Origin of the sequence: Thermosipho melanesiensis BI429, from assembly GCF_000016905.1 — a bacterium.
GTDB classification, from domain to species: domain Bacteria; phylum Thermotogota; class Thermotogae; order Thermotogales; family Fervidobacteriaceae; genus Thermosipho; species Thermosipho melanesiensis.
The window spans coordinates 1,837,387-1,862,381 of sequence record NC_009616.1 but is presented as its reverse complement, the minus strand read 5'-3'; the positions used below and the strand labels follow the sequence as shown (position 1 = coordinate 1,862,381).

Sequence of the window (24,995 nt, the reverse complement as noted above, 5' to 3'; positions counted from 1 at the left end):
AATCACCTCTAATTATTTTAAATTTCTTAAGCTATCAATTATCTGGGTTTTTGATTCCGTTTTTTTATCTACTTTTTTAATAACTTTTGCGGGAACACCTGCAACAACTGAGTATGGTGGGATATCTTCTATAACAACAGCACCTGCTGCAATTACACTATGTTCCCCAATTTCTACGCCTTCCAAAATAACGGCATTTGCACCAACCATTACGTTATCTTTTATCATTACAGGTTTTGCACTAGGTGGTTCTATGACGCCTGCAATTACAGAACCTGCACCAATATGACAATTTTTCCCAATAATTGCCCTACCACCAATGACTGTATTCATATCGATCATTGTTTTTTCACCAATTACTGCACCAATGTTTATAACTGCACCCATCATGATTACAGCACCATCGCCAATTTCAACCATATCGCGAATTATTGCACCTGGTTCGATGCGTGCATTATATTTTTTTATATCAGCAAGTGGAATGGCGGAATTTTTAGCAAGAATTTCTATTTTGTAGTTTTTGATATCATTTTTATTTATTGTATTTTCTATATCTTTTAAGTCACCAAATAGAACACCAAATAATTCATTGCCGACAAACTCAACATTTTCAAGTTTGATGTTTTTAAGATTCCCCGAAACATATGCCTTTGCAATTGTCCTTTTTTTGGAATTTGCTATTAAGTTTATAATTTCCTGAGTATTCATTCTAACTCCTCCTTAAGTATATCTTTGAATGTGTAAAAACCATTTTTTTTATTTAAAATCCATTCTGCAGCTTTTAATGCACCTAATGCAAAAACTTCACGTGAAATTGTACGGTGTGAAATTGAGATTAATTCACCCTGATTTGCAAAAAAAATAGTATGGTCACCTGGGATTCCACCAAGTCTTGATGAATTGATATTTACTTCTTTTTTTAGTGCGTCTTTAAACATAAGAGCAGTTCCTGATGGTTTATCTTTTTTTTGAGAATGGTGTATTTCGAAAATTTCACAATCCCAATCCTTTAAAATATTGTTTAACTTGTTTAGTATTTCAACAATAATATTTACTCCAAGTGAGAAATTATATGATTGGATTAAAGCAACTTCTTTTGAAAGTTTTTGTAACTTTTCTAAATCTTCATTTGAAAATCCTGTTGTACCAATAACGAGATTTGATTTGTTTTTCTTGCAAAGATTTATTGTTTTATCTAACGCATCTTTTAAAGAAAAATCAACTATGACTTCTGGGATATCTATTTGTTCTATTTCATCTTTGTCAACAAAAAGTACACAATTATGTCCTCTGTTTGAAAAAGTTTTAGTAATTAGTTTGCCCATTTTTCCTTTGTATCCTATTACGCCAAATTTCATATTATCTTACACTCCTTTAGAATTTTTTCTAAAATGTTTTTAGTTTCTTTGTTTGCAGGATATAACGGCAATCTTAATTCGTTTTCAATTAATCCCATAATGTTTAAAGCCTGTTTAACTGGTATTGGATTGGTTTCAATAAACAAAGCCTTAAATAGTGGATAGTATGTATAAAAAATTTTTCTAGCATTTGAAATATTTCCTGATATTATATTTTTATACATTTCAACCATTTGATTTGGAATTACATTTGAGGCCACAGAAATTACTCCGTTACCTCCACTTGCAAGAAATTGGAATGAGATATCATCATTTCCAGAAAAAACTTTAAATGTTTCAGGTTTTAAATGCAAAACTTTGTTTATTTGATCAAAAGAAGAATTTGCTTCTTTTAATGCGGTAATATTTTTACAATCGGAAGCAAGTTTATAGACAGTTTCAGGAGCAATATTAACTCCTGTTCTTCCAGGAACGTTGTAAATTATTATTTCTAAATCTGTATGTTCAGATATATATTTGTAGTAATGATACAATCCAATTTGGGTAGGTTTGTTATAATATGGCGTTACTACAAGTAGTGCATCTGCTTTGTTTTTTTCTGCATTTTTAACTAGTTCCATTGTATGATGTGAACTATTTGTTCCCACACCAACAATTAAAGGTTTATCAGGAAAGTATTCTCTTACAAAAGGAATTAGTTTATCTCTTTCTTCAATTGAAATATTTGGAGCTTCACCAGTAGTACCTAAAAGTATTATTGCGTCAACCATTCTTTGGGTTTCAAGAAAATTTTTAAGAGCATGATAATCAATTTCACCATTTTTAAATGGTGTTATAATAGCAGTTCCAATTCCGCTAAACATTTTCCACATCTCCTTCTAAATAAAATCCATCATTTAATGTATAGATATGCAATATTCCACCTCTAGTGTGAACCTTAACTTTAGATTCATTCAATACAATAGCTGAAGCTGTTACTCCACTTCCACATGATAATGTTTCGTCTTCCACGCCTCTTTCAAATGTACGAACTTTGATTTCATTTTTAGAAATTTTTTCAACAAAGTTTACATTTGCGTCCAGTTTATTCCTGATTTTTTTGCCTATATTTTTAACGTCAATATGTTCTATATCATCTACAAATGTCACAAAATGTGGTACACCTACCGTTAATAGATAACCTGAAAAATTTTCTACATTAATCTTTCTGGCAACCAACGGATTAGGCATTTTTATTAAAATTTTTTCATTTAGTATTTTTCCTGATACTATTCCACTTTCAGTGAGAAACTTATCCACATTTGCTTTCTTCTCTTTGATTAGGTAAAATAAAAAAGCTCTTGCTCCGTTACCACAAAATGGCGCTTTGCTTCCGTCTTTGTTATAGTATTCCATGAAATACATTCCATCTTTTGTTTCTACAAATAATGCACCATCTCTATCTTGGCATTTTTTTATTACTAATTCTTTTTTCTCATTACTTGTTAATGAGGTGTCAGTAATGTCAAACAAGATAAAGGAATTACCATTTGCTGTATACTTTTTTTCATTCATTTATCATCACCTCCAAGATTCGTACTGCGTTGGTTGCTGCTCCAACTCTTATGTTATCTGCAACGTTCCATATTGAAAATGTATTTGTATCAAATTGTCTAAGTCTTGTGACAAATACTTCGTCTTTATCTTCAACATCTAAAGGCGTAATAATTTCTTCTGTGTATATTACATTCTTTGATTTTGAAATTAGTTCTTTAAGTTCATTTAAACTAGACGATTTTTTGGTTCTTACTACTATGGCTTCTGAATGCCCATAAATTACTGGCACACGTACTGTTGTGGGGTAAACTTTTATTGAATAATCGTTTAAAATCTTTTTCGTTTCATTTATCATCTTATATTCTTCTTCTGAAAAGTTGTTGGAAAGAATGTTTCCAATAACTGGTATTATATTGTATGCAATTTGTTTTGGAAAGATAGCATTTATTTTATTTCCATTTAATTGTTCTGAGAATTCTTCAATGGCTTTGTGCCCAGCTCCAGAAACCGCTTGGTAAGTTGAAACGTAAATTTCTTTTATTTTTAGTTTTTCATGAATTTTATGCAAGGAAAGAACCATTTGAATTGTTGAACAATTGGGATTAGCAATAATTCCTTTATAACTTTTGACTAGATATCCATTTATTTCTGGAACAATTAATGGTATATCTTTTTCCATTCTAAAGGCAGAAGAATTGTCAATAATTGTATTTCCATACTTTGCTGCTATTGGTGCAAAATGTTTCGATATATTTTTTCCAGCTGAAAATAAAAGAAAATCATATTTTTCTTTCATTGTGTCTTCAGTAAGTTCTTCGACCATAATTTCTTGTCCTTTGAATTTTAAATATTTACCTTTCGAGTTTTTTGATGCGAAAAGTCTCAACTCTTTTACGGGAATGTTGAATTTTTCCAATACTTTTATCATAGCTCTTCCAACTTCGCCAGTTGCACCTACAATTCCAATTTTCATTGTGACACCTCCTGAATAAAAAAATTCGCCTCGTGAAGAGGCGTCGTTGAGAAAAATATATGTATTTTCTCAACGATCGGCTCTCCACGGATTATCCCGTGACAGTGATACAGGTATTCCCTGTACCACCAGGCGTGTGAAGCGGGAGAAACCTCACACCCTTCGGCGTCCTCGCCTTTCAGATTCTCCCGATATTCTCCCCTTGATGGAGAATCCTACTCATCTCGGACGCACCTCCGATCGTATTTGTTCTCATTATAACAGAAATTATTAGTTTTTAAAATTACTTTTAGGTTAATAATATTAAAATTTTGTTAAAGATAACCATTCCAAGTAATGCAAAAGGATATGTTGCTCCGTAACCAGCTAATGCATGCTCACTTTTTGTAGAATCTAATGCTGCTCCTAATCCTGGTGTACTTGTCATACCACCTGTGATTGTACCGGCAAGGATTGTCCAGTTTAGTTTGAAGATGTATCTGCCAATTATAAAGCCAACTAGTATAGAAAATATTGCAGTAATGAATGAAATTAGCATAAGCATAGCGCTATACTTATTAAAATTTTCAATGATATTGTATCCTGATTTTAAACCAATAGATGATAAAAACATCACGAGTCCTATGTTTTGGAGAGATTTTAATGTGTCTTTGTTAAAAGAAAAATTGATATTCCCTAATTTTTCAATGTTTCCAAAAAACAGAGCACTCAATAGTATTCCTCCAGTTTTTCCTAATTTTACCGTTGAAAATTTTAGTGGTATATCTATATTTCCTATTAAAATACCAATTAAAATTACTAAAGAATAAGATAAGAGATTAAAACTTTTTATGTTACTTTGTTCGCTTTGAATATAGATTGTGTTTTTTTCTGATTCAATGTTAATTTTGAAAATAGGTGGAATGAGATAAATTGAAAAGATAACTGCTAAAATTCCTGGAATATAACCAATTGTATATCCATATATAATTTCATTACTTTTTGTCGAACCTTCTATTGCAGTAGCTAGACCAGGTGAGCTTGTTAAACTTCCTGAAAAAACGCCTATTAAGTTATATGGATTAATTTTGGTTATAAAGATTGAAATGAGAATAAATATGAAACCAGAGAATGTTATGAGAAAGGCAAGGATGATGAACTTTAAACCGAATTTTTTTAATATGAATTTTATTTCTTTTGAAGCGATTAATCCGATAGATGAAACAAATAAAATTAGTGAAAATTGGAAGATATTTTGAAAGGTAATTTGCAGTTCGTTAATTTTTTGAGCAGAATGTATAAAATTTTGAAAAATCCAACCAAAGAAAATACCAGTAAACAGAGTTCCTGATGAGCCAAGTTTGAAGTTTTTGACTTTAATACTTCCGATTAATAATCCAGTAGTTATGGTTAGAAACAACAAAAAGTATGGATTTTGCAATTTTTATCCCTCCAATAATTCTGGTATATATTTAGCAACTGGAATTTTTATGGCTTTTAATCTTTTTTCTTTATATTCAATAGAGCTTTTAATTCCATCGACAATGGCACCAGCATGTCCCATTTTTTTCCCCCGTGGTGCGGTTCTTCCTGCGAAAAATACCTGTATATTAGCATTATAACCTTTATTTAAGAATTTTTCTATACCAATAACTTCATCGTTGCTACCAATTTCACTTATAATAATTATTTTTCTGGGATTTAGGGTTATGGAAAATTCAAGTGCTTCTTCAATACTTGTGCCGATTATAGGATCGCCTCCTAAGCCAATTCCAATCTTTATACCTGTCGATTTTTTTGATAAGAGATTTGAAATTTCATACATAAGTGTACCACTTTTAGAAATAATAGCAATGTCGCCTGGTTTAAATGCATTTTCAGGCATGATTCCTATTTTGCTTATACCTGGAAGTATAACTCCTGGGCAATTTGGTCCGATAAAAGTTACATTATTTTGCTTTGAAAGTTTATAAATTTCCATCATATCATGTATTGGAATGTGTTCTGTAATTGTAATTATTTTTTTTATTCCGGCATTTATAGCTTCAAAAATAGCATTTTTGGCGTGTTTAGCAGGAACGAATACGATAGACGTATCGCAGTTATATTTTTCAACAGCATCGTACATGTCGTTAAGTACAGGTATCCCATCTAATTCTTTTACAACTTTATTTTTTGATACTCCGCAAACTATATTTGTTCCATATTTTAGCATTTTTTTTGTATGGAATGAACCGTATCTTCCAGTAATACCTTGTACGCATACCCTTTCTGTACCGTTAATCATTTTTTCTCCTCCTTTACTGCACATTCAATCATTTCGTACATATCGCTAAATAATTCAATATTGTATTTTTTTAAAATTTGTTTAGCAATTTCTTCATTTGTCCCAGTTAATCTAACGTATAGTGATATTTGAGGATTTTTTTGTTTAAACCTGACAATAGCTTGAGCAATTTCATCGCATTTTGTAATTCCACCAAAGATATTCATTATTATTTTGTTAATTGAAAGATTTTTTAAATATTCGAGTGCTAGAGTTGTAGTTTTGGTATCTGCTCCACCACCAAGATCAAGGAAGTTTGCTGGTTTTCCACCATAAAATGTTACGGCATCCATTGTAGCCATTACAATTCCAGCACCACAACCGATTATTCCAATATCACCATTTAGTTTTACGAAATGAAAAGGTTGTGTTTCAGAGGAAAATTGTTTAGCCCATTTTTGTCTAAAAATAGAATTGTCATCTAAATGTAATACAGCATCTAATGCAATTAAATCACCATTTAAAGTTTCGGCTAAAGGGTTGATTTCAATTAGTGTTAAATCTTTTTCTTTCATGAGTTTGTATAATGTTAGAATAATTTTGTGAAATTTTTTGGGAAGTACTTTATATTTGTCAAAGTTTATTTTAATAACTTTATCTGCGTTTTCTTCTATATTTATTCCGCCATATTCTGAGAAGAGTATCATAAAATCTTTTTCCAATTTATCGATATACATTGATAAATAATATTCCCTTTTTATATTAATCATTTTTTCAATTAATATTCCGTATGGTTTTTCACCTTTTATATTTTTTTTCAATAGAATATTTCCATAATCATAAAATTCTCTCTGATTATTTGCAAAGAGAATTCCACCAGCTTTCATTCTCCCTCCAACTAATACTTGACTTTTTAAAACAGCTGGAAGAAATTTTATGGTTAACTCATCTTTAGAAGTTACTAAATAACCTTCTGGAATTTTTACACCATGTTCTTTAAAGAGCTGTTTCCCCACAAATTCATAAATTTTCATATAGATACCTCCCTTTTTAATATAATCAAAAAACAATTTTTCTCAATCTGCCCTCGAGATTGAGAAACACTTTGGAACAAAGGCAGGTCTCCCGGCTTCTGGATCAACCTACTCGTCGCACCTTCCCAGGAAATCCCAGTGGCACTTTGCGACTTTCGTCCCCAGTTACGGTGGCGGGGCCGCGCTGGATTTTCACCAGCTTCCCTATTAAGCCTTTAAGGCACCTTTATTCCATTGGTTATTCATTTTTCCTACTTATATTATATCAACTTGTTTAATTTTTGAAAATTATTAAGTATTGTGAAAATAAAAAAATATGTGTAGTTATTTATCATAAACTAGTGTATTTTTTATTCTTTTGACACTAAAGTTTATTATTGGACCATTTAGGATGGAAATAACGAGTTTTATAATATACTGTGATAAGATCATGCTTATTATTGTATCAAAACTATAATTTCCTAAAAAGGAAATACCTACAAAAACTACAGAATCTATAAATTGAGTAATTATCATTGAAATTGTATTTCTAATTGTTAGATTATTTACTTTTAAATTTTTTAAAAATTTAAAAATCCAAATGTTTGAAAATTGTGCAGAAAGGTATGCCAAAAAACTTGCTAAAATTATTCTTGGCGTGTTGTTAAAAACAGTGACATAAGATTCATTTTTATCGAAGATTTGTGAAGGTGGATAAAGGATAACAATAAAAGAATAAATTGCCAAAATTATTGAAGCGATAAACCCAATTAGAATAACTTTTTTGATTATTTTTTCCCCGTAAATTTCAAAAATGATATTTGAAATTCCAAAGCTTACAGGATATATTAAAACTGAAAGCGTAATAACAAAAGGACCAATATTTACTAATTTTCCAGCAATAATGTTTGAGATTATTATAACAGAAACAAACAAACTTGATAGTAGCATTAGTTTTTCATAATATTTTTCCATGTTTTTCCTCCTTTTACCATTTTTAGCACTATATTGTATAATATTATGTAATATACTTCAAGTAAAATTTAAGTAAATTTTTTTATTTAATGAGTTTTCATTTTACCTATAATAATTGCTTAATATTTTTTATTTATTCTGATATAATAAGAATGTGGAGGTGGTAAAATGAGAAATATATGTTTATTTGATAATGGCGAACATAAATATTATTTGCTAGGTTGGGAAGAGTCAGAAGAAGAAGGGTTGGTTCAAACAAATCAATATTTGATAATTCATAATAGAAAAGGATTTTTAATTGATCCAGGTGGTGCACACGTATTTCCAAGAGTTTTGGCAAATGTTTCAGAAGTTATATCACCTGATGATATAGAAGGCATATTTTATTCGCATCAGGATCCAGATGTTTCCTCGGGAATTACAATGTGGTTGACAATAGCAAGTAAAGCTAAAATATATATTTCAGAATTATGGACAAGATTTCTGCCTCATTTTGGTGTTTTTGATAAGAAAAGGGTTGTGGGGTTAAAAGATGCCGGAGAGAAAGGTGTTAGGTTTTCTGGTTATGTTTTGGATTTTCTACCTGCGCATTTTTTACATTCTCCAGGTCATTTTAATGTGTATGATCCAATTTCAAAGATTCTATTTTCAGGAGATATAGGTGTAGCAGTATTTTCATTTAAAGAACGTATGCAGATAATAGAAACCGATTTTGAAAAGTATAAAGTTTATATGGAAGGATTTCATAAAAGATATATGAGCTCAAATAGTGCATGTAAAGCTTGGGTTGAGAAAGTTCAAAGTTATGATATTGATGCAATTGCACCTCAACATGGTGCTGTAATGAAAGGAAAAGTTGTAAGAGAATTTTTAAATTGGTTTAAGGGATTAAAATGTGGAGTAGATTTAATAAATGAGTTTTATGGGAGATGATATGTATGAAAATAGATGGAAAAACATTAACAACTATTTCATCTGCATTTTATATACAAAATTTAATGCTATCATTTATGTCGCAATTAGATGAAGTATTAGTCTCTAGAATTTCTGGTATTAGAAACGAAATTGAAAACATTGCACGTGATTTTGAGAATCTTAGTAATGGAATTGAAAATTTGTTAAGAGATTTTTCAAATGAAAGTAATGAGATCGTTGGAAATATAGAATATGCTACTATGATTAATTCTAAGATTGACGAGGATTTGAAAAAACTAGGGACTAATGTTGGTAATGTTGCTGATAAATTCAAAGAGACGATTAATAAAACATCTAAGACATTTGAGAACTTTGAAGTAATAAAAGATTTAGTAAAGAATATTCAAAAAATTGCAAAGCAAACAAATTTACTTGCTTTAAATGCTTCAATTGAAGCTGCAAGAGCTGGGGAATATGGGAAAGGTTTTTCCGTAGTTGCGTCTGAAATCCAAAAACTTGCTGAGGAATCTCAAAATACTTCTAAAGATATTTCCAAAATAGTCGGTGAAATATCAGAGTCTGTAAGAACCTCATTAGAATCGTTAAAAGAAATAGAAATATTGTTTAATGCAATTCAAAATGCTTTGAAAAACTCAATGGATTATATGAAACAAAATTTAAATGTTTTGAAGAATTCCAAAGAGCTGTTTGAAATAACAGAGGGTAAGTTATCTGATGAAGCAGATTTGTTATCAAAATCTGTAGAGGTTCTTAAAGAATCATCTAATGAATTTAATGTTATTGTGGAGGTTATAAAATCAATTATAAAGGCGCAGAATTCGTTAAAAGAAATAAAATTATAAACATATAAAGAGGTAGGTTGCATGGATAAAAAAAACTTTGTTATATTACATGGTTTTAAAAAGGAAGAATTGTTTGATTTAATGAAGATTTTAAAAGAAAAATTTCCAGAGAAGGAGTTGATTTTTGCAACAACGACACCTACAAATTTAAATTGGAAACTCTCAGATTTAATATCCGAAATTGAGAAGGAGCATGAGTATATGAAAAAGATGAAGAAATAACTGTATTTTGGAGGTGAAATAATGGCTCGATTAAGAGTATATGAACTTGCAAGGCAGTTGGAAATGGACACAAGAGATTTAATGAAGGAATTAAAAGAGTTGGGAATTGAAGTAAAAAGTCATATGAGTTATATTGATGAAGAGACGGTTAATTTACTTCTTGAAATGTACAGCGAAGAGGATGAATTAGAAGATGAATTGATTTATGAAGAGTATGAAGAAGAAGTAGAAAAAGAAATAAAAAGGAAAAGCAAAGAATTTGTAGAAAAATCGGAGGTAGTAAAAAAGAAAAAAGGTGTGATAAAGCTTGAGGAAGAAGATTTAAAGCTGGATAAGTTTGCGCAAAAAATAGGTATTCCTCAAAATAGAATAATACAAGATTTTTTTATGAAAGGTGAAATTTTAAAACCCGGTCAAACTTTGAATCTTCAACTTGCAAAAAAAATTGCAAAAATATATGATATAAAAATTTCGTTTGAAGTAGAAGAAAGAGAAGAAAAAAAGGTTAATCCCCTTGAAGAAGTTGAGAGATATTTTGAAGAAAAATATTCAGAGGGGGAAGGCTTAAGTGAAAGACCACCTGTTGTAACTGTTATGGGACATGTTGACCATGGAAAAACTACACTTTTGGATTATATAAGAAATACTAGGGTAGCTGAGAGAGAAGAAGGTGGAATTACCCAAAGTATAGGTGCATATCAAGTCGAAGTAAATGGTAAGAAAATTACATTTATTGATACACCTGGGCATGAAATTTTTACTGAAATGCGTGCAAGAGGTGCGCAAGCTACGGATATTGTAGTGCTTATAGTAGCAGCAGATGATGGTGTAATGCCTCAAACTGTAGAAGCTTTTAACCATGCAAAATCCGCAAATGTTCCTATTATTGTAGCAATAAATAAAATAGACAAGCCAAACGCAAATGTAGAAAAAACAAAACAGGAGCTTGTTAATAAAATTAACTTGATCCCAGAAGAATGGGGTGGAGATACTATAGTAGTACCTATTTCTGCTAAAAAAGGCCAAAATGTTGATACTTTACTTGAAATGATTTTGCTAGTAGCAGAAATGCAAGAAATAAAGGGATTACCAGATGGACCAGTAAGAGCTGTAACGATTGAAACTCGAATGGAAAGAGGATTTGGACCTGTTGCAAATGTCATTATAAAAGATGGAGTATTACATGTAGGTGATTATGTGATTTCTGGAAAAGTAATGGGAAAAGTAAAGGCTTTGGTAAATGATAGGGGGGAAAGGATAAGGGAAGCGGGACCATCAATGCCAGTTATGATTGTTGGTTTTGAAGAGCTCCCAGATTCCCATGGTATGGTGTATAGTGTTGAAAGTTTATCCAAGGCAAGAGAAATAACTAGTAAGATTGCCGAGCTTGAGCAAAAGGAACTTAGAAGAAAAAGGCATATGAAATTAGAAGAAATTTTGAAAATGATGGAACAATCTGATAGAAAAGAGTTAAACCTAATATTAAAAGCTGATACAAATGGATCAGTTCTTGCGTTAAATGGTGCAATAAATAAACTTCAAAGTGATGAAATAAAAATTAATGTGATACATTCTGGTGTTGGAGCAATTACGAGTAGTGATGTTATGCTTGCTACTGCATCTGATGCTATAATTTTTGGTTTTCGTGTGAAGGCTGATAGTAAGGCTAGAAAAATGGCAGAAGCTGAGGGTATTCAAATTAAAACATATTCAATTGTATATAAATTAATAGAAGATCTAAAAGCGGCTCTTGAAGGTATGCTTGAACCAGAAGAGATAGAAGAGATAAGTGGTAGAGGTGAAATTAGAAAGGTATTTAAAATAAAAAAGGTCGGAAGTATTGCAGGTGTTCAAATGAAGGAAGGGTATGTCGAAAGCGATGGAATAGTAAGACTATATAGGGAAGGTAAATTAATTTTTGAGGGTAAGATAGAATCTTTAAAACATTATCAACAGGATGTGAAAAAAGTTGAAGCTCCTCAAGAATGTGGAATTAAATTAGAAGCTTTTGATGATATAAAAGAAGGAGATGAATTGGAGTTTTATATTTTGAAAAAAGTTTCTAAAAAATTAAATTTTGATGAGGAAAAAGGAGAGTAATAATATGTTTGTTGATACTACATTAAGAGATGGTCATCAATCTTTAATAGCAACGAGAATGCGACTTATTGATATGCTTCCAGCACTTGATGCAATGGATTCATTGGGGTTTAATGCAATGGAGGTTTGGGGTGGAGCAACTTTTGATGTATGTGTAAGATTTTTAAAGGAAAACCCTTGGGAACGTATTAAAGTGATAAAATCTAAATTAAAAAATACAAAAACTCAGATGCTTCTTAGGGGACAAAACTTAGTTGGATATAGACATTATGCTGACGATGTTGTTGAATTGTTTGTAAAAAAAGCAATTGAAAATGGTGTTGATAATATAAGGGTTTTTGATGCTTTGAATGATATTAGAAACTTAGAAAAAAGTATAGAAGTTGCATTAAAAAATGGAGCACATGTACAAGGGGCAATTTCCTACACAGTAAGTCCTGTTCATACTGTTGATTACTATTTATCCTTTGCTCAACAGCTAGTTGAGCGAGGGGTGAATTCTCTTTGTATAAAGGATATGGCAGGATTATTAACTCCCAAAAGAAGCTATGAGTTAGTTAAAAAATTGAAGGAAAGGTTTAACGTTCCAGTGGAATTGCATACTCATTGTACTTCTGGATTGGGAGATTTAAATTATATTGCTGCAGTTGAAGCAGGTGTAGATATGTTAGATACAGCACTTTCACCGTTTGCACTTGGGACATCACAGCCACCTTATGAGTCTATGTATTTTGCAATTAGAGAGTACAGAGCACTTCCTGAAATTGATTGGAAAAGAATAGCTTATCTTGTAGATCATTTTACGAAGGTAAGGGAGAAGTATAAAGATTACGATGTTGCTATGAAAAGTATTGATTATAGAATATTGGTTTCACAAGTGCCTGGTGGTATGTATTCAAACCTTGTAAAACAGCTTTCTGAGCAAAAAATGCTAAATAAACTTCCTTTAGTTTTAGAAGAGATTCCGAAGGTAAGGAAAGATTTGGGATATCCACCACTTGTTACACCAACTAGTCAGATTGTGGGGGTGCAGGCTGTTTTAAACGTTTTAACAGGTGAAAGATACAAAAAGGTTACGAATGAAGTGAAGAATTATGTAAAGGGTATGTATGGTAGACCACCTGCACCAATTGACGGTGAATTAATGGAAGCAATTTTAGGCGATGAAAAACCTATTGAATGTAGGCCTGCAGATCTTTTGGAATTTGAATTGGAAAAATTTAAGAAAGAAATAGGTATATTAGCAGATTCAGATGAAGATTTGTTGATATATGTCATTTTAGGTGAAGTTGGTAGAAAATATCTAAGGGAAAAATATGAAGAAAAAATATTGGTAGATTTAGAACTTGTGGAGGAGTATGGAGGAGGTTATCCTGTTTGATTGTTGGAATTGGGATTGACATTATTGATATTGGACGTATATCGTTAAAAATTGCCGATAGGATACTAACAGGATTGGAAAAAGGAAAGAAATTAAACGCCCAATATCTAGCTGGGCGTTTTTCTCTAAAAGAGGCATTTTTTAAAGCACTTGGAACAGGTCTTAATGGTAATTCTTTTAAGGATATTTCGATTTTGAATAATGATGAGGGAAAACCCTATATTGTTTTACATAAAGATTTTGAGGGATTTAATTTTTGTCATGTTTCACTTTCTCATGATACATTTGCGCTTTCAAATGTTATTTTAGAAAAACGTCAAGGAAATGTTTTTCTTGGAATTGGTACAAATTTAGGTGAAAAAGAAAAAAATTTATCAACTGCATTAGATTACTTGGAAAAGGTTGGGATAAAAATATTAAAAACTTCAAGTATTTATATTACCAAACCATATGGATATACCAATCAAGATAATTTCTACAATATAGTTGTTGAAATTGATACAGTTCTGAGTCCAAAAAAACTTTTGGAATGTTTATTAAAAATTGAAAAAAACATGGGGCGAAAAAGAACGATAAAGTGGGGGCCAAGAATAATAGATATTGATATTCTATTTTATGGAAATCTTGTAATTGATTTAGAAAAATTAAAAATACCACATTATGATTTTGTAAATAGGGATTTTTTTGTTGTTCCTATGGTTGAAATATCTAAAGATTTTGTACATCCTAAATTTGGAAAAACTATTGAATCTTTGATGGGAAATTTCGAGAAAAACTGGGAGGTAATAGATTGGAAGTTGAGAAGATAATAGAATTAGAAAAAAAAATAGATGAATGTATAGAAAAGGAAGATTTTGAAACTTTAAATAAATTATTGGAGAAAAGAGAAGAGTTTTTGAAATTGGAACTTCCAAAAGAAATCCTGAAAATGTTACATGAAAAGGATAAGACTAGAATGGAAAAAATTAAGAAAATAATTGCTAGTTTAAAACAACAAGCCAAAAATTTAAGACTTGGTGAGAAGGCATTGAAAGGTTATGGAAATTTGTATGGTTTAAAAAATGAAGGTGGGAGGTTTAAAGGAAAAGGATGAAAAAAGAGATATTGAGAGCGGTAAAATTTATAGTTGATAACAACTTGGTAAAGGGAACCTGGGGGAATGTTTCAATAAGAGAAGGAAATATTATTTATATTACTCCTTCAGGTGTTCCTTATGATAAGTTAAAAGAAGGTATGATAAGTGTAGTAGATTTTAATGGGAATTTAGTAGAGGGATTAAAACCTTCATCAGAACTTCCAACGCATATTGAGATTTACAAATCAAGAAAAGATGTAAGGGCAATAGTTCATACACATCCAGTGTTTTCGTCAACAATTTCCGTTGTTTCAAGTGAGATACCACCTATAATTGAGGATGCAGTTATGATTTTAGGACCGGAAATAAAGGTGTCTGAATATGCATTGCCAGGTACTTGGGAACTTGCAAAAAATGTTGTTGATGCGCTTTCTGATAATCATGCTGTTATACTAAAGAATCATGGTTTAATTACCGTGGGAACAAATATTGATGAGGCGTTAACTGCAAGTTTAATTTGTGAAAAGACTGCCGAAATATATTTATATGCCTTAAATATTGGAAATTTTTCAACAATTAGTAATGAGGACGCGGTTATGCTTAGAAATAAGTATTTAAATAGTTATAGACATATGGGGAAAGATGTAAGATAATATTTATGTAAAACTTTGTGGGGAGGTAAAAAGTATGTTTGATAGAGAAAAATTAAAAGATATAGAAGATAAAATGAGAGACTATGATGGAAATGTAAAAAAAGCAATTGAAAGATTTCCTGAAAGAAAAGAAGAATTTAAATCTACATCTGGATATGAATTTAAAAGATTATATACACCACTTGATGTAGAAAGATTTGATTATTTAAATGATTTAGGATTTCCTGGTATGTATCCATTTACTAGAGGTGTTCAACCTACAATGTACAGGGCTAGGTTTTGGACAATGAGGCAATATGCTGGATTTGGAACAGCCGAAGAATCTAATAAGAGGTATAAATATTTGTTGGAACAAGGGCAAATGGGATTATCGGTTGCATTTGACTTGCCAACACAAATAGGTTATGATTCGGATGATCCAATGGCAGAGGGAGAAGTAGGAAAAGTTGGTGTTGCAATTGATTCATTAGAAGATATGGAAATATTATTTGATGGTATACCTTTGGATAAAGTAAGTACATCTATGACAATTAATAGTACGGCGGCTATTCTTTTGGCTATGTATATTGCAGTTGCGGAGAAACAAGGAGTTCCAATGGAAAAACTTTCTGGAACTATTCAGAATGATATATTAAAGGAATACATTGCAAGAGGAACATATATTTTTCCACCACAACCTTCAATGAGGATAATAACCGATATATTTGAATTTTGTTCAAAAAATATGCCCAAATGGAACCCAATTAGTATTAGTGGATATCATATTAGGGAAGCGGGTTCAACGGCTGTTCAAGAAGTGGCCTTTACACTTGCCGATGCAATTGCATATGTTGAAACTGCTATTAAAGCAGGTTTGGATCCAAATGTTTTTGGAAGAAGGCTTTCTTTCTTTTTTGCTGCACATAATAATTTCCTTGAAGAAATTGCAAAATTTAGGGCAGCAAGGAGATTATGGGCAAAGATTATGAAGGAAAGGTTTGGAGTAACGAATGAAAAAGCAATGATGTTACGTTTCCATACACAGACTGGAGGTTCTACACTTACGGCCCAACAACCATTGAATAACATAATACGTGTTACTATTCAAGCATTGGCAGCTGTTCTAGGTGGAACTCAATCATTACATACGAATAGTTATGATGAAGCACTTGGTTTGCCAACAGAAGAATCAGTTAGAATAGCTTTAAGAACTCAACAGATAATAGCATATGAATCTGGAGTGGCGGATACAATTGATCCATTAGGCGGTTCCTATGTAATAGAAGCATTAACAAACAATATAGAAGAGAAAGCTATGGAATATATTAAGAAAATCGATGAAATGGGAGGAATGGTAAAAGCAATAGAAAGTGGGTATGTGCAAAAGGAGATTCACGAAAGTGCGTACAAGATGCAGCTGGCTGTTGAAAAAGGAGAAGAAGTAATTGTTGGGGTTAATAAATTTAATATTGAGGAAGATTTGACGCAAAAAGAAGTGTTGAAGGTTAATCCTGAACTAGAAGAAAAGCAAAAGATGAAATTGAAAAAGTTAAAGAAAAAACGGGATAATAGTAAAGTGGAGAAAGTTTTAAAGAATATAAAGAATACAGCTTCATCTGGTGAAAATTTAATGCCATATATTTTAGAAGCTGTTAAAGCTTATGCAACAGTTGGAGAAATTAGTAATGCTTTGAGGGAAGTTTTTGGTGAATATACAGAAACAATAGTAATTTAATGGAGGTGTTTATTATGAGTGAAAAAGGAACATGGATGGTTAAAGAGGGTTTTGCTGAAATGTTTAAAGGTGGAGTTATAATGGATGTTACTACTGCAGAGCAGGCAAAGATTGCAGAGGAAGCAGGAGCGGTGGCTGTAATGGCTTTAGAAAGAGTTCCTGCTGACATTAGAAAAGCAGGTGGAGTAGCTAGAATGGCAAATATTTCAAAAATTAAGGAAATTATTGAAGCAGTGTCAATCCCAGTTATGGCAAAAGTAAGGATTGGTCACATTGCTGAAGCAAGAATTTTGGAAGCTTTAGGGGTTGATTTTATAGACGAATCAGAAGTTCTCACTCCTGCGGATGATAAATATCATATAAATAAATGGGATTTTAATGTTCCATTTGTATGTGGTGCAAGAAATTTAGGAGAAGCTTTAAGAAGAATTGCTGAAGGTGCTGCAATGATTAGGACAAAGGGAGAAGCGGGAACTGGTAATGTTGTGGAAGCAGTAAAGCATATGAGAACGGTTATGGATGAAATAAGAATGGTTCAAAATATGCCTGATGAGGAACTGGTAACATTTGCTAAAAACATAGGTGCACCAGTAAATTTAGTTGCAAAGGTAAAAGAATTAGGAAGGCTTCCAGTTGTTAATTTTGCAGCAGGTGGTGTTGCAACTCCAGCAGATGCTGCACTTATGATGATGTTAGGAGCTGATGGAGTATTTGTTGGTAGTGGTATTTTTAAATCCAAAGATCCCGCTAAAATGGCAAAAGCAATAGTAATGGCAGTTACTTATTGGAATGATCCAGAAATGTTATTAAAAATTTCAGAGGATATTGGTCAACCAATGGAGGGATTGGAAATAGAGGAGCTTGATGTGAAACTCCAAGAAAGGGGTTGGTAATTTGAAAATTGGTGTTTCTGGTATCCAAGGAGATTTTAGAGAGCACAAAGTAATGCTTGAAAGACTTGGAGTTGAAGTATTAGTTGTTAGAAAACCTGAAGAATTAGATGAAGTTGAGGGATTAGTTATTCCTGGTGGAGAATCAACAACGATGATTAGAATAATGAAAATGGTTAATTTATATGAAAAGCTAAAAGAAAAGATATTATCTGGTTTTCCCGTGTTTGGAACTTGTGCTGGTATGATTTTATTGTCGAAAGAGGTTGTTAACTTTAAACAAGATTCGCTAGGGGTTATAGATATTAAGGTTGAGAGAAATGCATATGGTAGACAGGTTGACAGTTTCGAGACGGATGTTGAAATCAAGGGATTTGATAAATCATATAGAGCAATTTTTATTAGAGCACCAAAAGTTGTAGATTATGGGAATGATGTTGAAGTGTTATCAATATATGAAGATGCGCCAATTTTACTAAGACAAAAAAAAGTATTAGTAGCTTCTTTTCATCCCGAATTAACTGAAGATACCAGAGTACATGAATATTTCTTAAGTATGGTGAAATAAAGTGATTTTATGATTTTGAGTGCTTGGTTTAGTACCAAGCACTTTTTTTATGATATAATCTTTATGAATAATGGGGAAAAGGTGGGATTTTATGGCTATACCGCAAGAGTTAGTGTCAAAAATTAAATTATTAGCTCCAGGTACGAAACTAAGAAAAGCATTAGATGATATTGTTTTGGCAAATTTTGGCGCGTTAGTAGTTATTTTAAATGAAGAAAAATTGGAAGGATATAAAAGTTTATTTCAATCGGGATTTTGGCTTGATATACCCTTTATGCCAGAAAAGCTCTATGAACTTGCAAAAATGGATGGAGCTATAGTTATTGATGATAACATAACCAAAATTCTTGCGGCAAATGTACATCTTGTTCCTGATGCAAGTATTCCAACTAGTGAAACAGGAACAAGACATAGGACAGCTGAACGAGTGGCAAAACAGATAGGAGAATTAGTAATAGCTGTATCTAAAAGAAGAAATGTAATTAGTTTGTATTACAAGAATTATAGGTATATAATTAATGATATTAATTTTTTGATTACAAGAGTTAATCAAGCTTTAAATACCTTGGAAAAGTATAGGCAGAATTTCGATAAGATGATTTTGAATTTGGACATTTTAGAGATTGAAAATAGAGTAAATTTAATAGATGTTGTTGAAATAATAAATAAAGGAATAGAAATATTAAAAATACGAGAAGAAATAGATCCATATGTTATTGAGCTTGGTGTGGAAGGTAGATTAGCTTCAATGCAACTTGAAGAAATTATGGTGGATATGGAGGATATTATTAGAAATCTTATATTGGATTATTATAAAGAGGATATTGAAGATGAGAATATGGTGGAACAAATAATAAATACTCTAAAAAATTACAAAGAAAGAAGACCAATTTCTACTTCTAGGTTGTTAGGCTATGATGACGTCGCTAATATAAGTCAATTAAGTGATTATCATGTACAATCAAGAGGTTACAGATTGTTAAGGAACGTTGCAAAAATTCCCATGAATATAACTCATAATGTTGTAAAAGCATTTGGTAATGTCTTTTCATTAAGTAATGCTGATTTTTCGGCTTTAAAAGAAGTTGAAGGTATTGGTGAGAAAAGAGCTACAGCTATACTCGATAGTATAAATTCTATGAGAAATAGAATGAAATAATTAAATGATGTAGTTTTGTGGATAAATTTTCTTAATAATGATATTTTCATATTTATATAGTTTTATATAGTTTAAAAGAGCAGATATAGCGGAAATATTTAACTTTAAATTGGTTGTTGAAAATTCAAAAAATGCTCAAAGAGAAATGAATAAAGATACTAGCATGTAAATGGCAAAAAAACAAAATCACAGGGAAATTTTTAGGAATAGTTAAGCCATTCATGCTGAAAAACCTACTAAGGCTTAAGTTTTTAAATCCCTAAAAGATCCTTATAAATTCCAGGTGTAGAGTTTTTAATTATTGTAGCTTTAACTATTTTTTGGTAATATTTTATAGGGTCAGCATTACCAATTATTGCGTATGCATAGCCTGTATTTAGCATATCTTTCAAAGTATATATTAACAAAGCTTTTCCTATACCCTTTCCCCTATATTTTTCTATAACTCCTGTAGGGGCAAAGAATCCCCTTGCAGTAGCATCATAACAGGCAAAACCTAGAATTTCTTTTGTATCTTTTAAATATGCAACAAAACATGAAATGGGGGTTTTAGAAAAAGCTACGTCACATTCGCTGACCCAAAGCTTGCCAAAATTTTTTTCTATCCATTCAACAATAACTTTTTTTCCGGACCAATTGGTCTTTTAATTGAAACATTTTCTGGAATAGAAATATCTAAATTTTCAAGATCATACAACCTTACAAGGAGATCTGGCATATTTTCGTCTCCATAATCATTATAGAAAATAAAAAATTAAATTCTATTTTAGAAACTCAATAAATTCTTCTTCACTAAGAAAAATTACATATGCTTTTTCTTTTTCATTGTAAATATGAGGGATATTTAGATTAAGGTTGTTTTTTGAATATAATATTATTGAGTTTTCGTTGAAAATAACTTTTGAAATTCCCATTTTTGATGATAAAATCCTTAATTTTGTATATTTTAGGAGATTAATAACACTTTCTGGAGGAGTTCCAAACCTATCTTCAAGTTCATTTAGTATTTCATCAACTTCTTTTTCGGTTGAAAGCGAGGATATTCTTCTGTATAGTCTTAACCTTTCAACAGGATCACTAACATAATTTTCTGGAATTACTATTGAACCTTTCATTCCGATTAATTCAGTGTTTATTTTTGGTTCAATTTTACCTTCTAAGTTGGATAGAACTTCGTTTAATATTTCTAGATAATAATTAAGCCCTATGTCGTTTATAAACCCATGTTGCTCTAGTCCAAGTATATTACCAATTCCCCTAATTTCCATATCTTTTAAAGCAATTTGTAGTCCACTGCCCGGTCCCATTATTTCTTTTATTGCTTTAAGCCTTTCTTGTGCAGTTTTATTTATTTTTGATGGATGGAAAAAATATGCGAATGCTCTTTTCTCACTTCTACCCACTCTACCCCTAAGTTGATAAAGTTGTGATAATCCGTATCTATGTGAATCATCTACAATTAGTGTATTTGCATTTGGAATATCAATGCCGTTTTCAATTATCGAAGTTGAAACTAGTACATCAAGGTTTCCATCGTAGAATTCTTTTATAATCTTTTCCATTTTTCTTTTAGACATTTGGCCGTGAGCTATTTCAATTTTTACTTCTGGTACTATTTTTTTAAGATTATCTGCAACATCTTTAATAGTATTTACCCTATTGTGTACATAAAGAACTTGTCCTCCCCTATTTACTTCTCTTAGAATGGCTTGTCTTGCAATTCTTTCGTCAAATTTACTAACAAAAACTTGTATGTTTTTTCTACCAATTGGAGGAGTTTTTAAAATTGACATATCTTTAATCCCACTAAGTGCCATATGTAGTGTTCTTGGAATTGGGGTTGCACTCATTGAAAGTATGTTAATATTTACTCTAATTTTTTTAAACGATTCTTTTTGGTGTACGCCAAACTTTTGTTCTTCATCTATAATTAATAACCCTAGATCTGAAAATTTCATTGATGCTATGATTCCGTGAGTTCCTATTACAATGTCCGTTATTCCTTTTTTTACATTTTCTTTTACATTTTCTTTTTGTTTTGGTGTAAGGGAGTTGTCGTATAATTCAACTTTAATTCCAAACTTTTTAAATCTTTTTTGAAAGTTTTCAAAGTGTTGTCTTGCCAAAACTGTTGTGGGAACGAGTAATGCAACTTGTTTTCCAGAGACTACGGTTTTGAATGCCGCTCTCATTGCAACTTCTGTTTTTCCATAACCAGCATCACCTGCTATAAGTCTATCCATATTTTTATCGGCTGAAAGGTCTTCACTAACTTCTTCGATGGCTTTTAGTTGATCTTCTGTTTCTATATGTGGAAATGTATTGGCAAATTCTTTTTCAAGTTCTGGATCTCCAGGAAGTGGTAAACCTTTTGTCATTTTTCTTAGTGCGTTTAATCTTAAAAGTTCTTTTACAGTATTTTGTATTTCTTTCTTTGCTTTATTTACTTTCCTAATCCAATTACTTTTTCTTAAGTTATCTAGTTTAACTGTTTCACTTGCGCCTATATATTTTTGAACAAGGTCTAACCTATCAGTTGGTACAAAAAGCTTTGAATCTTTGAATTGTAGAATTAAAAACTCTCTTTCAAGATTTTTTTGAGTAATTTTAGTTATTCCAGAAAATTTTGCAATACCATATTCTTTATGTACTACATAATCGCCAATTTGAAAATCTTCTTGACTAATTACTGGAATTGAGTTTATCTCATCTGATGCTTTTTCTTTTCTTTTCTTAGTATTTTCTAATATCTTTTCTTTTGAAACTTCTAAAATCTTGTTATAATCAATACCAGAAAAATTTATATATTTTTTTCTCAATTGAGGATCAATTATTAATTCCCTTATTTCTCTCTCTTTTTTTATATATTCTTCTATTACCTTTTCTTTATTTACTACCTCAAATGTAATGTTGTAATCTAAAAATGTACCTTTGTATTTCTCTCCCAATATTGTTTCGTGTAAAACAGGTTCAATATATTCTTTGGCCGGCAAAATAATTGCATATTCCAATTTTTTGATACTTTTTTGTGTTGCAATATCGAATGTTCTTATATCTTCAATGATATTGTCAAAGAGTTCAATTCTAGTTGGTATTTGATTTGGGCCAAGGAAATCTATTATATCTCCTCTAGTGGAAAATTGTCCACCGTCTGTTACATTAAATACTCGTTCATAACCAAGATTTGAAAACAAAACTTCAGGTGATGTTATTTTATCACCAATTTTCAATTCGAAGATGTGTTTTTTTAATATATCTGGAGGCATTACATATCTAGTTATTGAATATAAAGTAGCTGTGGCTTTCAAATTATTTTTTAAAGCTAAGTACAATGCATATATTCGTTGTGAACGAACAAACCACGAATTATTTATTTTTTCGAATGGGAAAACATCATATGAAGGAATATATAAGTATCCTTCTATGTTGCAATCTTTTTCATTTGGAAGAATTAATATTTTATTCATTTTCACCCTCAATTATAGGTTTTCTAAAATCAAGGCCATATTTTCTTTCATTTTTTTGAGGATAAAACATAGTATAGATATTACTTGCAACAATATCTTTTTCAAATTGCCAGATAAATAGTTTTTTATTTACTTCCCATTTTCTATCTTTATCTGTTAATACTTTTTTTAGAACTTTTTCATGCAATGAAGGGTTAGAAATGATGGGGATTTTTGATGCTTTTTTAATTTTGGATAACAGTTTTTGACCTTTTTTTGTAAAACCCAAAATTCTAGCATATTGAGTTCCAAGTTTATTAGAAAATTCAATATATTCTTTTTTAAAGTCAAACAGTGCATGGAAAATAGCTCTTCTAATTCTTGAGTAAGTGAATCTTTTTGTTTTAACTTTTTCTAAAAAATCAGAGAGTTTTTTGGAAGTTTTTATTGCTTTTATGAACCTTTGATCTAACCCTTCGGTGAAGCTATATATACTTTCAAAATCTTTTCTGTGTTTTAGTCTTAAAAAAGTTAAAATAAATTGTTCCATGTTTTCTAAAGAAACGGGTCCTCTTCCATAGGAAAATTCCCTTTTTAATACTTTGTAAGATGTTTGTGGTACGTAAGTTTCAAATGGATTATTCCTCACTATTGCATTCCGTATTGCAGTTGCAGATGAATATTTGCTTTCTAGTTCTGTATCGTTGTATTTTGCACCTATGCGTTTTATGAGATGATAGTTTATTTTACTTTTTAATTTTAAGATAGATTTTACATACTCAATACCGAGAATATCATTTGAATTTTCTATCATTTTAAGAAAATCTTCGTTTTCATTTAGGAATTTTTTTAGGGCAAATTTTCTTGCATTTGGAAAAGAAAGTCCTTTTTTGAGTTCAATTTTTAATAAATTATCGAATTTATCAGGGTTTTCTAATAAAGTTTTTGCAACTGTTGTTATAAAATTTTTGTCTGCGCTTTCACTTCCAAAAACAACATCTGTTACGACAGTTAATTTGTCTAACAGAGTTATTGCACCGAAAGCAAAACCTCCAGCATCTTGTAAAGCATATACTGTAGGAAGTTCAAATACAACATCAATCCCATTTTTTAGTGCAATTTCAGCCCTAGCAAATTTATTTATAATAGCTGGTTCCCCTCTCTGACAAAAATTTCCACTCATAATTGCAATAACGTAATCTGGAGAAACAATTTTTTTTGCCTGTTGTAAATGATATAAGTGACCATTGTGGAAAGGATTGTACTCTACTATAACACCTAAAACTTTCATTCTCCACCTCTTACAGATAAATATGTTAATGTTGATGTTGTAATTAATACTATAAGGTTTGTCAAAAATAAAAGCATATCTATATACATTGCTTCAATTCTGTTTCCTTCAGAGCCAAAAAATTCAAGACCAATCCATGTAGGTCCCATTGAAGCAAGCTTATATAATTGGAAAAGGAAAGATATTATACTTAAAACAAGCGAAACAATTAACCATATGTTGGCATATTCCCATGTGTTTTGTGAAATTGCATAAAATCCAAGAAAGATACCTGTAGTTGCAAACGAAACGGATATAACTAATAATGCATAAGATATATTTACATTAATTGCAAAAACATTTTCAACAACAGGTGAAAAAAAGAAAAGAGAAATGTAGATAGCAAGTAAAATAAGTCCAAAAGTTGCAAGTATTGTACCAAATAAATAAACAAAGTACCTCAAGTTTTCACCCCTAAGTTATTTTATCACAAAAAGGGGCCATAATGGCCCCTTTGGTGGGTGCGGCAGGGATTGAACCTGCGGCCTCTTCCGTGTGAAGGAAGCGCTCTCCCACTGAGCTACGCACCCGTGCAAAAAAATAATACCATAAAAAACTCTTTTAATCAAGATATAGTAT

At 31.1% G+C, this 24,995-nt stretch carries 25 protein-coding genes, 1 tRNA gene and 2 riboswitches; of the genes, 12 read left to right on the top strand and 14 right to left on the bottom strand.

What is annotated here, in order from left to right; genetic code table 11:
- Nucleotides 1–12: 12 nt before the first annotated feature.
- From dapD to TMEL_RS09550, 9 genes are all read right to left on the bottom strand, one after another.
- A complete protein-coding gene (gene dapD, locus TMEL_RS09590) occupies nt 13–708 on the bottom strand; it encodes a 2,3,4,5-tetrahydropyridine-2,6-dicarboxylate N-acetyltransferase (RefSeq protein ID WP_012058069.1) in 696 nt (231 codons plus the stop codon).
- The gene (gene dapB, locus TMEL_RS09585; protein WP_012058068.1) at nt 705–1,358 is read right to left on the bottom strand and encodes a 4-hydroxy-tetrahydrodipicolinate reductase; all 654 of its coding nucleotides are present in this window, start codon (nt 1,356–1,358) and stop codon (nt 705–707) included. Before dapB ends, dapD begins: the two co-directional genes overlap by 4 nt.
- The gene (gene dapA, locus TMEL_RS09580; RefSeq protein ID WP_012058067.1) at nt 1,355–2,221 is read right to left on the bottom strand and encodes a 4-hydroxy-tetrahydrodipicolinate synthase; all 867 of its coding nucleotides are present in this window, start codon (nt 2,219–2,221) and stop codon (nt 1,355–1,357) included. Before dapA ends, dapB begins: the two co-directional genes overlap by 4 nt.
- The gene (gene dapF / locus TMEL_RS09575; protein WP_012058066.1) at nt 2,214–2,912 is read right to left on the bottom strand and encodes a diaminopimelate epimerase; all 699 of its coding nucleotides are present in this window, start codon (nt 2,910–2,912) and stop codon (nt 2,214–2,216) included. The genes dapA and dapF overlap by 8 nt, the downstream gene beginning before the upstream one ends.
- Entirely contained in the window at nt 2,905–3,867 is a 963-nt protein-coding gene (locus TMEL_RS09570) for an aspartate-semialdehyde dehydrogenase (RefSeq protein ID WP_012058065.1), read from the bottom strand. The genes dapF and TMEL_RS09570 overlap by 8 nt, the downstream gene beginning before the upstream one ends.
- Nucleotides 3,868–3,936: 69 nt before the next feature.
- Nucleotides 3,937–4,114, bottom strand: a riboswitch (Lysine riboswitch).
- Nucleotides 4,115–4,156: 42 nt separating this feature from the next.
- Complete coding sequence (locus TMEL_RS09565) at nt 4,157–5,287, bottom strand: aspartate-alanine antiporter-like transporter (protein ID WP_012058064.1); 1,131 nt, start codon at nt 5,285–5,287, stop codon at nt 4,157–4,159.
- A gap of 3 nt (nt 5,288–5,290) precedes the next feature.
- Nucleotides 5,291–6,133 carry a succinate--CoA ligase subunit alpha gene (locus tag TMEL_RS09560; RefSeq protein WP_012058063.1) on the bottom strand — a complete coding sequence of 281 codons (843 nt, stop codon included), beginning with the start codon at nt 6,131–6,133 and terminating at the stop codon, nt 5,291–5,293.
- The gene (locus TMEL_RS09555) at nt 6,130–7,146 is read right to left on the bottom strand and encodes an ATP-grasp domain-containing protein (RefSeq protein WP_012058062.1); all 1,017 of its coding nucleotides are present in this window, start codon (nt 7,144–7,146) and stop codon (nt 6,130–6,132) included. The genes TMEL_RS09560 and TMEL_RS09555 overlap by 4 nt, the downstream gene beginning before the upstream one ends.
- A gap of 64 nt (nt 7,147–7,210) precedes the next feature.
- Nucleotides 7,211–7,389: riboswitch (cobalamin riboswitch) on the bottom strand.
- A gap of 81 nt (nt 7,390–7,470) precedes the next feature.
- The gene (locus TMEL_RS09550) at nt 7,471–8,100 is read right to left on the bottom strand and encodes a queuosine precursor transporter (protein WP_012058061.1); all 630 of its coding nucleotides are present in this window, start codon (nt 8,098–8,100) and stop codon (nt 7,471–7,473) included.
- 168 nt (nt 8,101–8,268) lie between these two features.
- Between TMEL_RS09550 and TMEL_RS09545 the strand changes: the two genes are divergently transcribed.
- The 12 genes from TMEL_RS09545 (at nt 8,269) to disA (ending at nt 19,640) form a co-directional block, all read left to right on the top strand.
- Nucleotides 8,269–9,033 (top strand): oxygen-binding di-iron domain-containing protein, encoded by a 765-nt coding sequence (locus TMEL_RS09545; protein ID WP_012058060.1) that lies wholly within the window; start codon nt 8,269–8,271, stop codon nt 9,031–9,033.
- 5 nt (nt 9,034–9,038) lie between these two features.
- Nucleotides 9,039–9,878 (top strand): methyl-accepting chemotaxis protein, encoded by an 840-nt coding sequence (locus TMEL_RS09540; RefSeq protein ID WP_012058059.1) that lies wholly within the window; start codon nt 9,039–9,041, stop codon nt 9,876–9,878.
- Between the two features lie 21 nt (nt 9,879–9,899).
- Nucleotides 9,900–10,100 carry a DUF3783 domain-containing protein gene (locus TMEL_RS09535; protein ID WP_012058058.1) on the top strand — a complete coding sequence of 67 codons (201 nt, stop codon included), beginning with the start codon at nt 9,900–9,902 and terminating at the stop codon, nt 10,098–10,100.
- 21 nt (nt 10,101–10,121) lie between these two features.
- Nucleotides 10,122–12,200 (top strand): translation initiation factor IF-2, encoded by a 2,079-nt coding sequence (gene infB / locus TMEL_RS09530; protein WP_012058057.1) that lies wholly within the window; start codon nt 10,122–10,124, stop codon nt 12,198–12,200.
- A 4-nt stretch (nt 12,201–12,204) separates the two neighbouring features.
- The gene (locus tag TMEL_RS09525; RefSeq protein ID WP_012058056.1) at nt 12,205–13,581 is read left to right on the top strand and encodes a pyruvate carboxylase subunit B; all 1,377 of its coding nucleotides are present in this window, start codon (nt 12,205–12,207) and stop codon (nt 13,579–13,581) included.
- The gene (gene folK / locus TMEL_RS10710) at nt 13,578–14,390 is read left to right on the top strand and encodes a 2-amino-4-hydroxy-6-hydroxymethyldihydropteridine diphosphokinase (protein WP_012058055.1); all 813 of its coding nucleotides are present in this window, start codon (nt 13,578–13,580) and stop codon (nt 14,388–14,390) included. Before TMEL_RS09525 ends, folK begins: the two co-directional genes overlap by 4 nt.
- Nucleotides 14,372–14,674 (top strand): hypothetical protein, encoded by a 303-nt coding sequence (locus TMEL_RS09515; protein WP_012058054.1) that lies wholly within the window; start codon nt 14,372–14,374, stop codon nt 14,672–14,674. The genes folK and TMEL_RS09515 overlap by 19 nt, the downstream gene beginning before the upstream one ends.
- Nucleotides 14,671–15,309: a class II aldolase/adducin family protein gene (locus tag TMEL_RS09510; protein ID WP_012058053.1), complete on the top strand. Its 639-nt coding sequence runs from the start codon at nt 14,671–14,673 to the stop codon at nt 15,307–15,309. Before TMEL_RS09515 ends, TMEL_RS09510 begins: the two co-directional genes overlap by 4 nt.
- 34 nt (nt 15,310–15,343) lie before the next feature.
- The gene (locus tag TMEL_RS09505) at nt 15,344–17,023 is read left to right on the top strand and encodes an acyl-CoA mutase large subunit family protein (protein WP_012058052.1); all 1,680 of its coding nucleotides are present in this window, start codon (nt 15,344–15,346) and stop codon (nt 17,021–17,023) included.
- A 14-nt stretch (nt 17,024–17,037) separates the two neighbouring features.
- Nucleotides 17,038–17,916, top strand: coding sequence for a pyridoxal 5'-phosphate synthase lyase subunit PdxS (pdxS, locus tag TMEL_RS09500; protein ID WP_012058051.1), 879 nt, complete (start codon nt 17,038–17,040; stop codon nt 17,914–17,916).
- A gap of 1 nt (nt 17,917) precedes the next feature.
- Nucleotides 17,918–18,481, top strand: coding sequence for a pyridoxal 5'-phosphate synthase glutaminase subunit PdxT (pdxT, locus tag TMEL_RS09495; protein WP_012058050.1), 564 nt, complete (start codon nt 17,918–17,920; stop codon nt 18,479–18,481).
- A gap of 91 nt (nt 18,482–18,572) precedes the next feature.
- On the top strand, nt 18,573–19,640 hold the full coding sequence (disA, locus tag TMEL_RS09490) for a DNA integrity scanning diadenylate cyclase DisA (RefSeq protein ID WP_041426128.1): 1,068 nt from the start codon (nt 18,573–18,575) through the stop codon (nt 19,638–19,640).
- A 251-nt stretch (nt 19,641–19,891) separates the two neighbouring features.
- Here disA and TMEL_RS10620 read toward each other — a convergent pair whose 3' ends face one another.
- From TMEL_RS10620 to TMEL_RS09465, 5 genes are all read right to left on the bottom strand, one after another.
- Nucleotides 19,892–20,245 (bottom strand): GNAT family N-acetyltransferase, encoded by a 354-nt coding sequence (locus tag TMEL_RS10620; RefSeq protein ID WP_307777302.1) that lies wholly within the window; start codon nt 20,243–20,245, stop codon nt 19,892–19,894.
- A 156-nt stretch (nt 20,246–20,401) separates the two neighbouring features.
- A complete protein-coding gene (gene mfd, locus TMEL_RS09480) occupies nt 20,402–23,107 on the bottom strand; it encodes a transcription-repair coupling factor (RefSeq protein ID WP_012058048.1) in 2,706 nt (901 codons plus the stop codon).
- The gene (locus TMEL_RS09475) at nt 23,100–24,377 is read right to left on the bottom strand and encodes a nucleotidyltransferase (protein ID WP_012058047.1); all 1,278 of its coding nucleotides are present in this window, start codon (nt 24,375–24,377) and stop codon (nt 23,100–23,102) included. Before TMEL_RS09475 ends, mfd begins: the two co-directional genes overlap by 8 nt.
- Nucleotides 24,374–24,820, bottom strand: a complete 447-nt coding sequence (locus tag TMEL_RS09470) for a hypothetical protein (RefSeq protein WP_012058046.1) — start codon at nt 24,818–24,820, stop codon at nt 24,374–24,376. Before TMEL_RS09470 ends, TMEL_RS09475 begins: the two co-directional genes overlap by 4 nt.
- Nucleotides 24,821–24,871: 51 nt before the next feature.
- A tRNA-Val gene (locus TMEL_RS09465) sits at nt 24,872–24,946 on the bottom strand.
- Between the last annotated feature and the right edge of the window lie 49 nt (nt 24,947–24,995).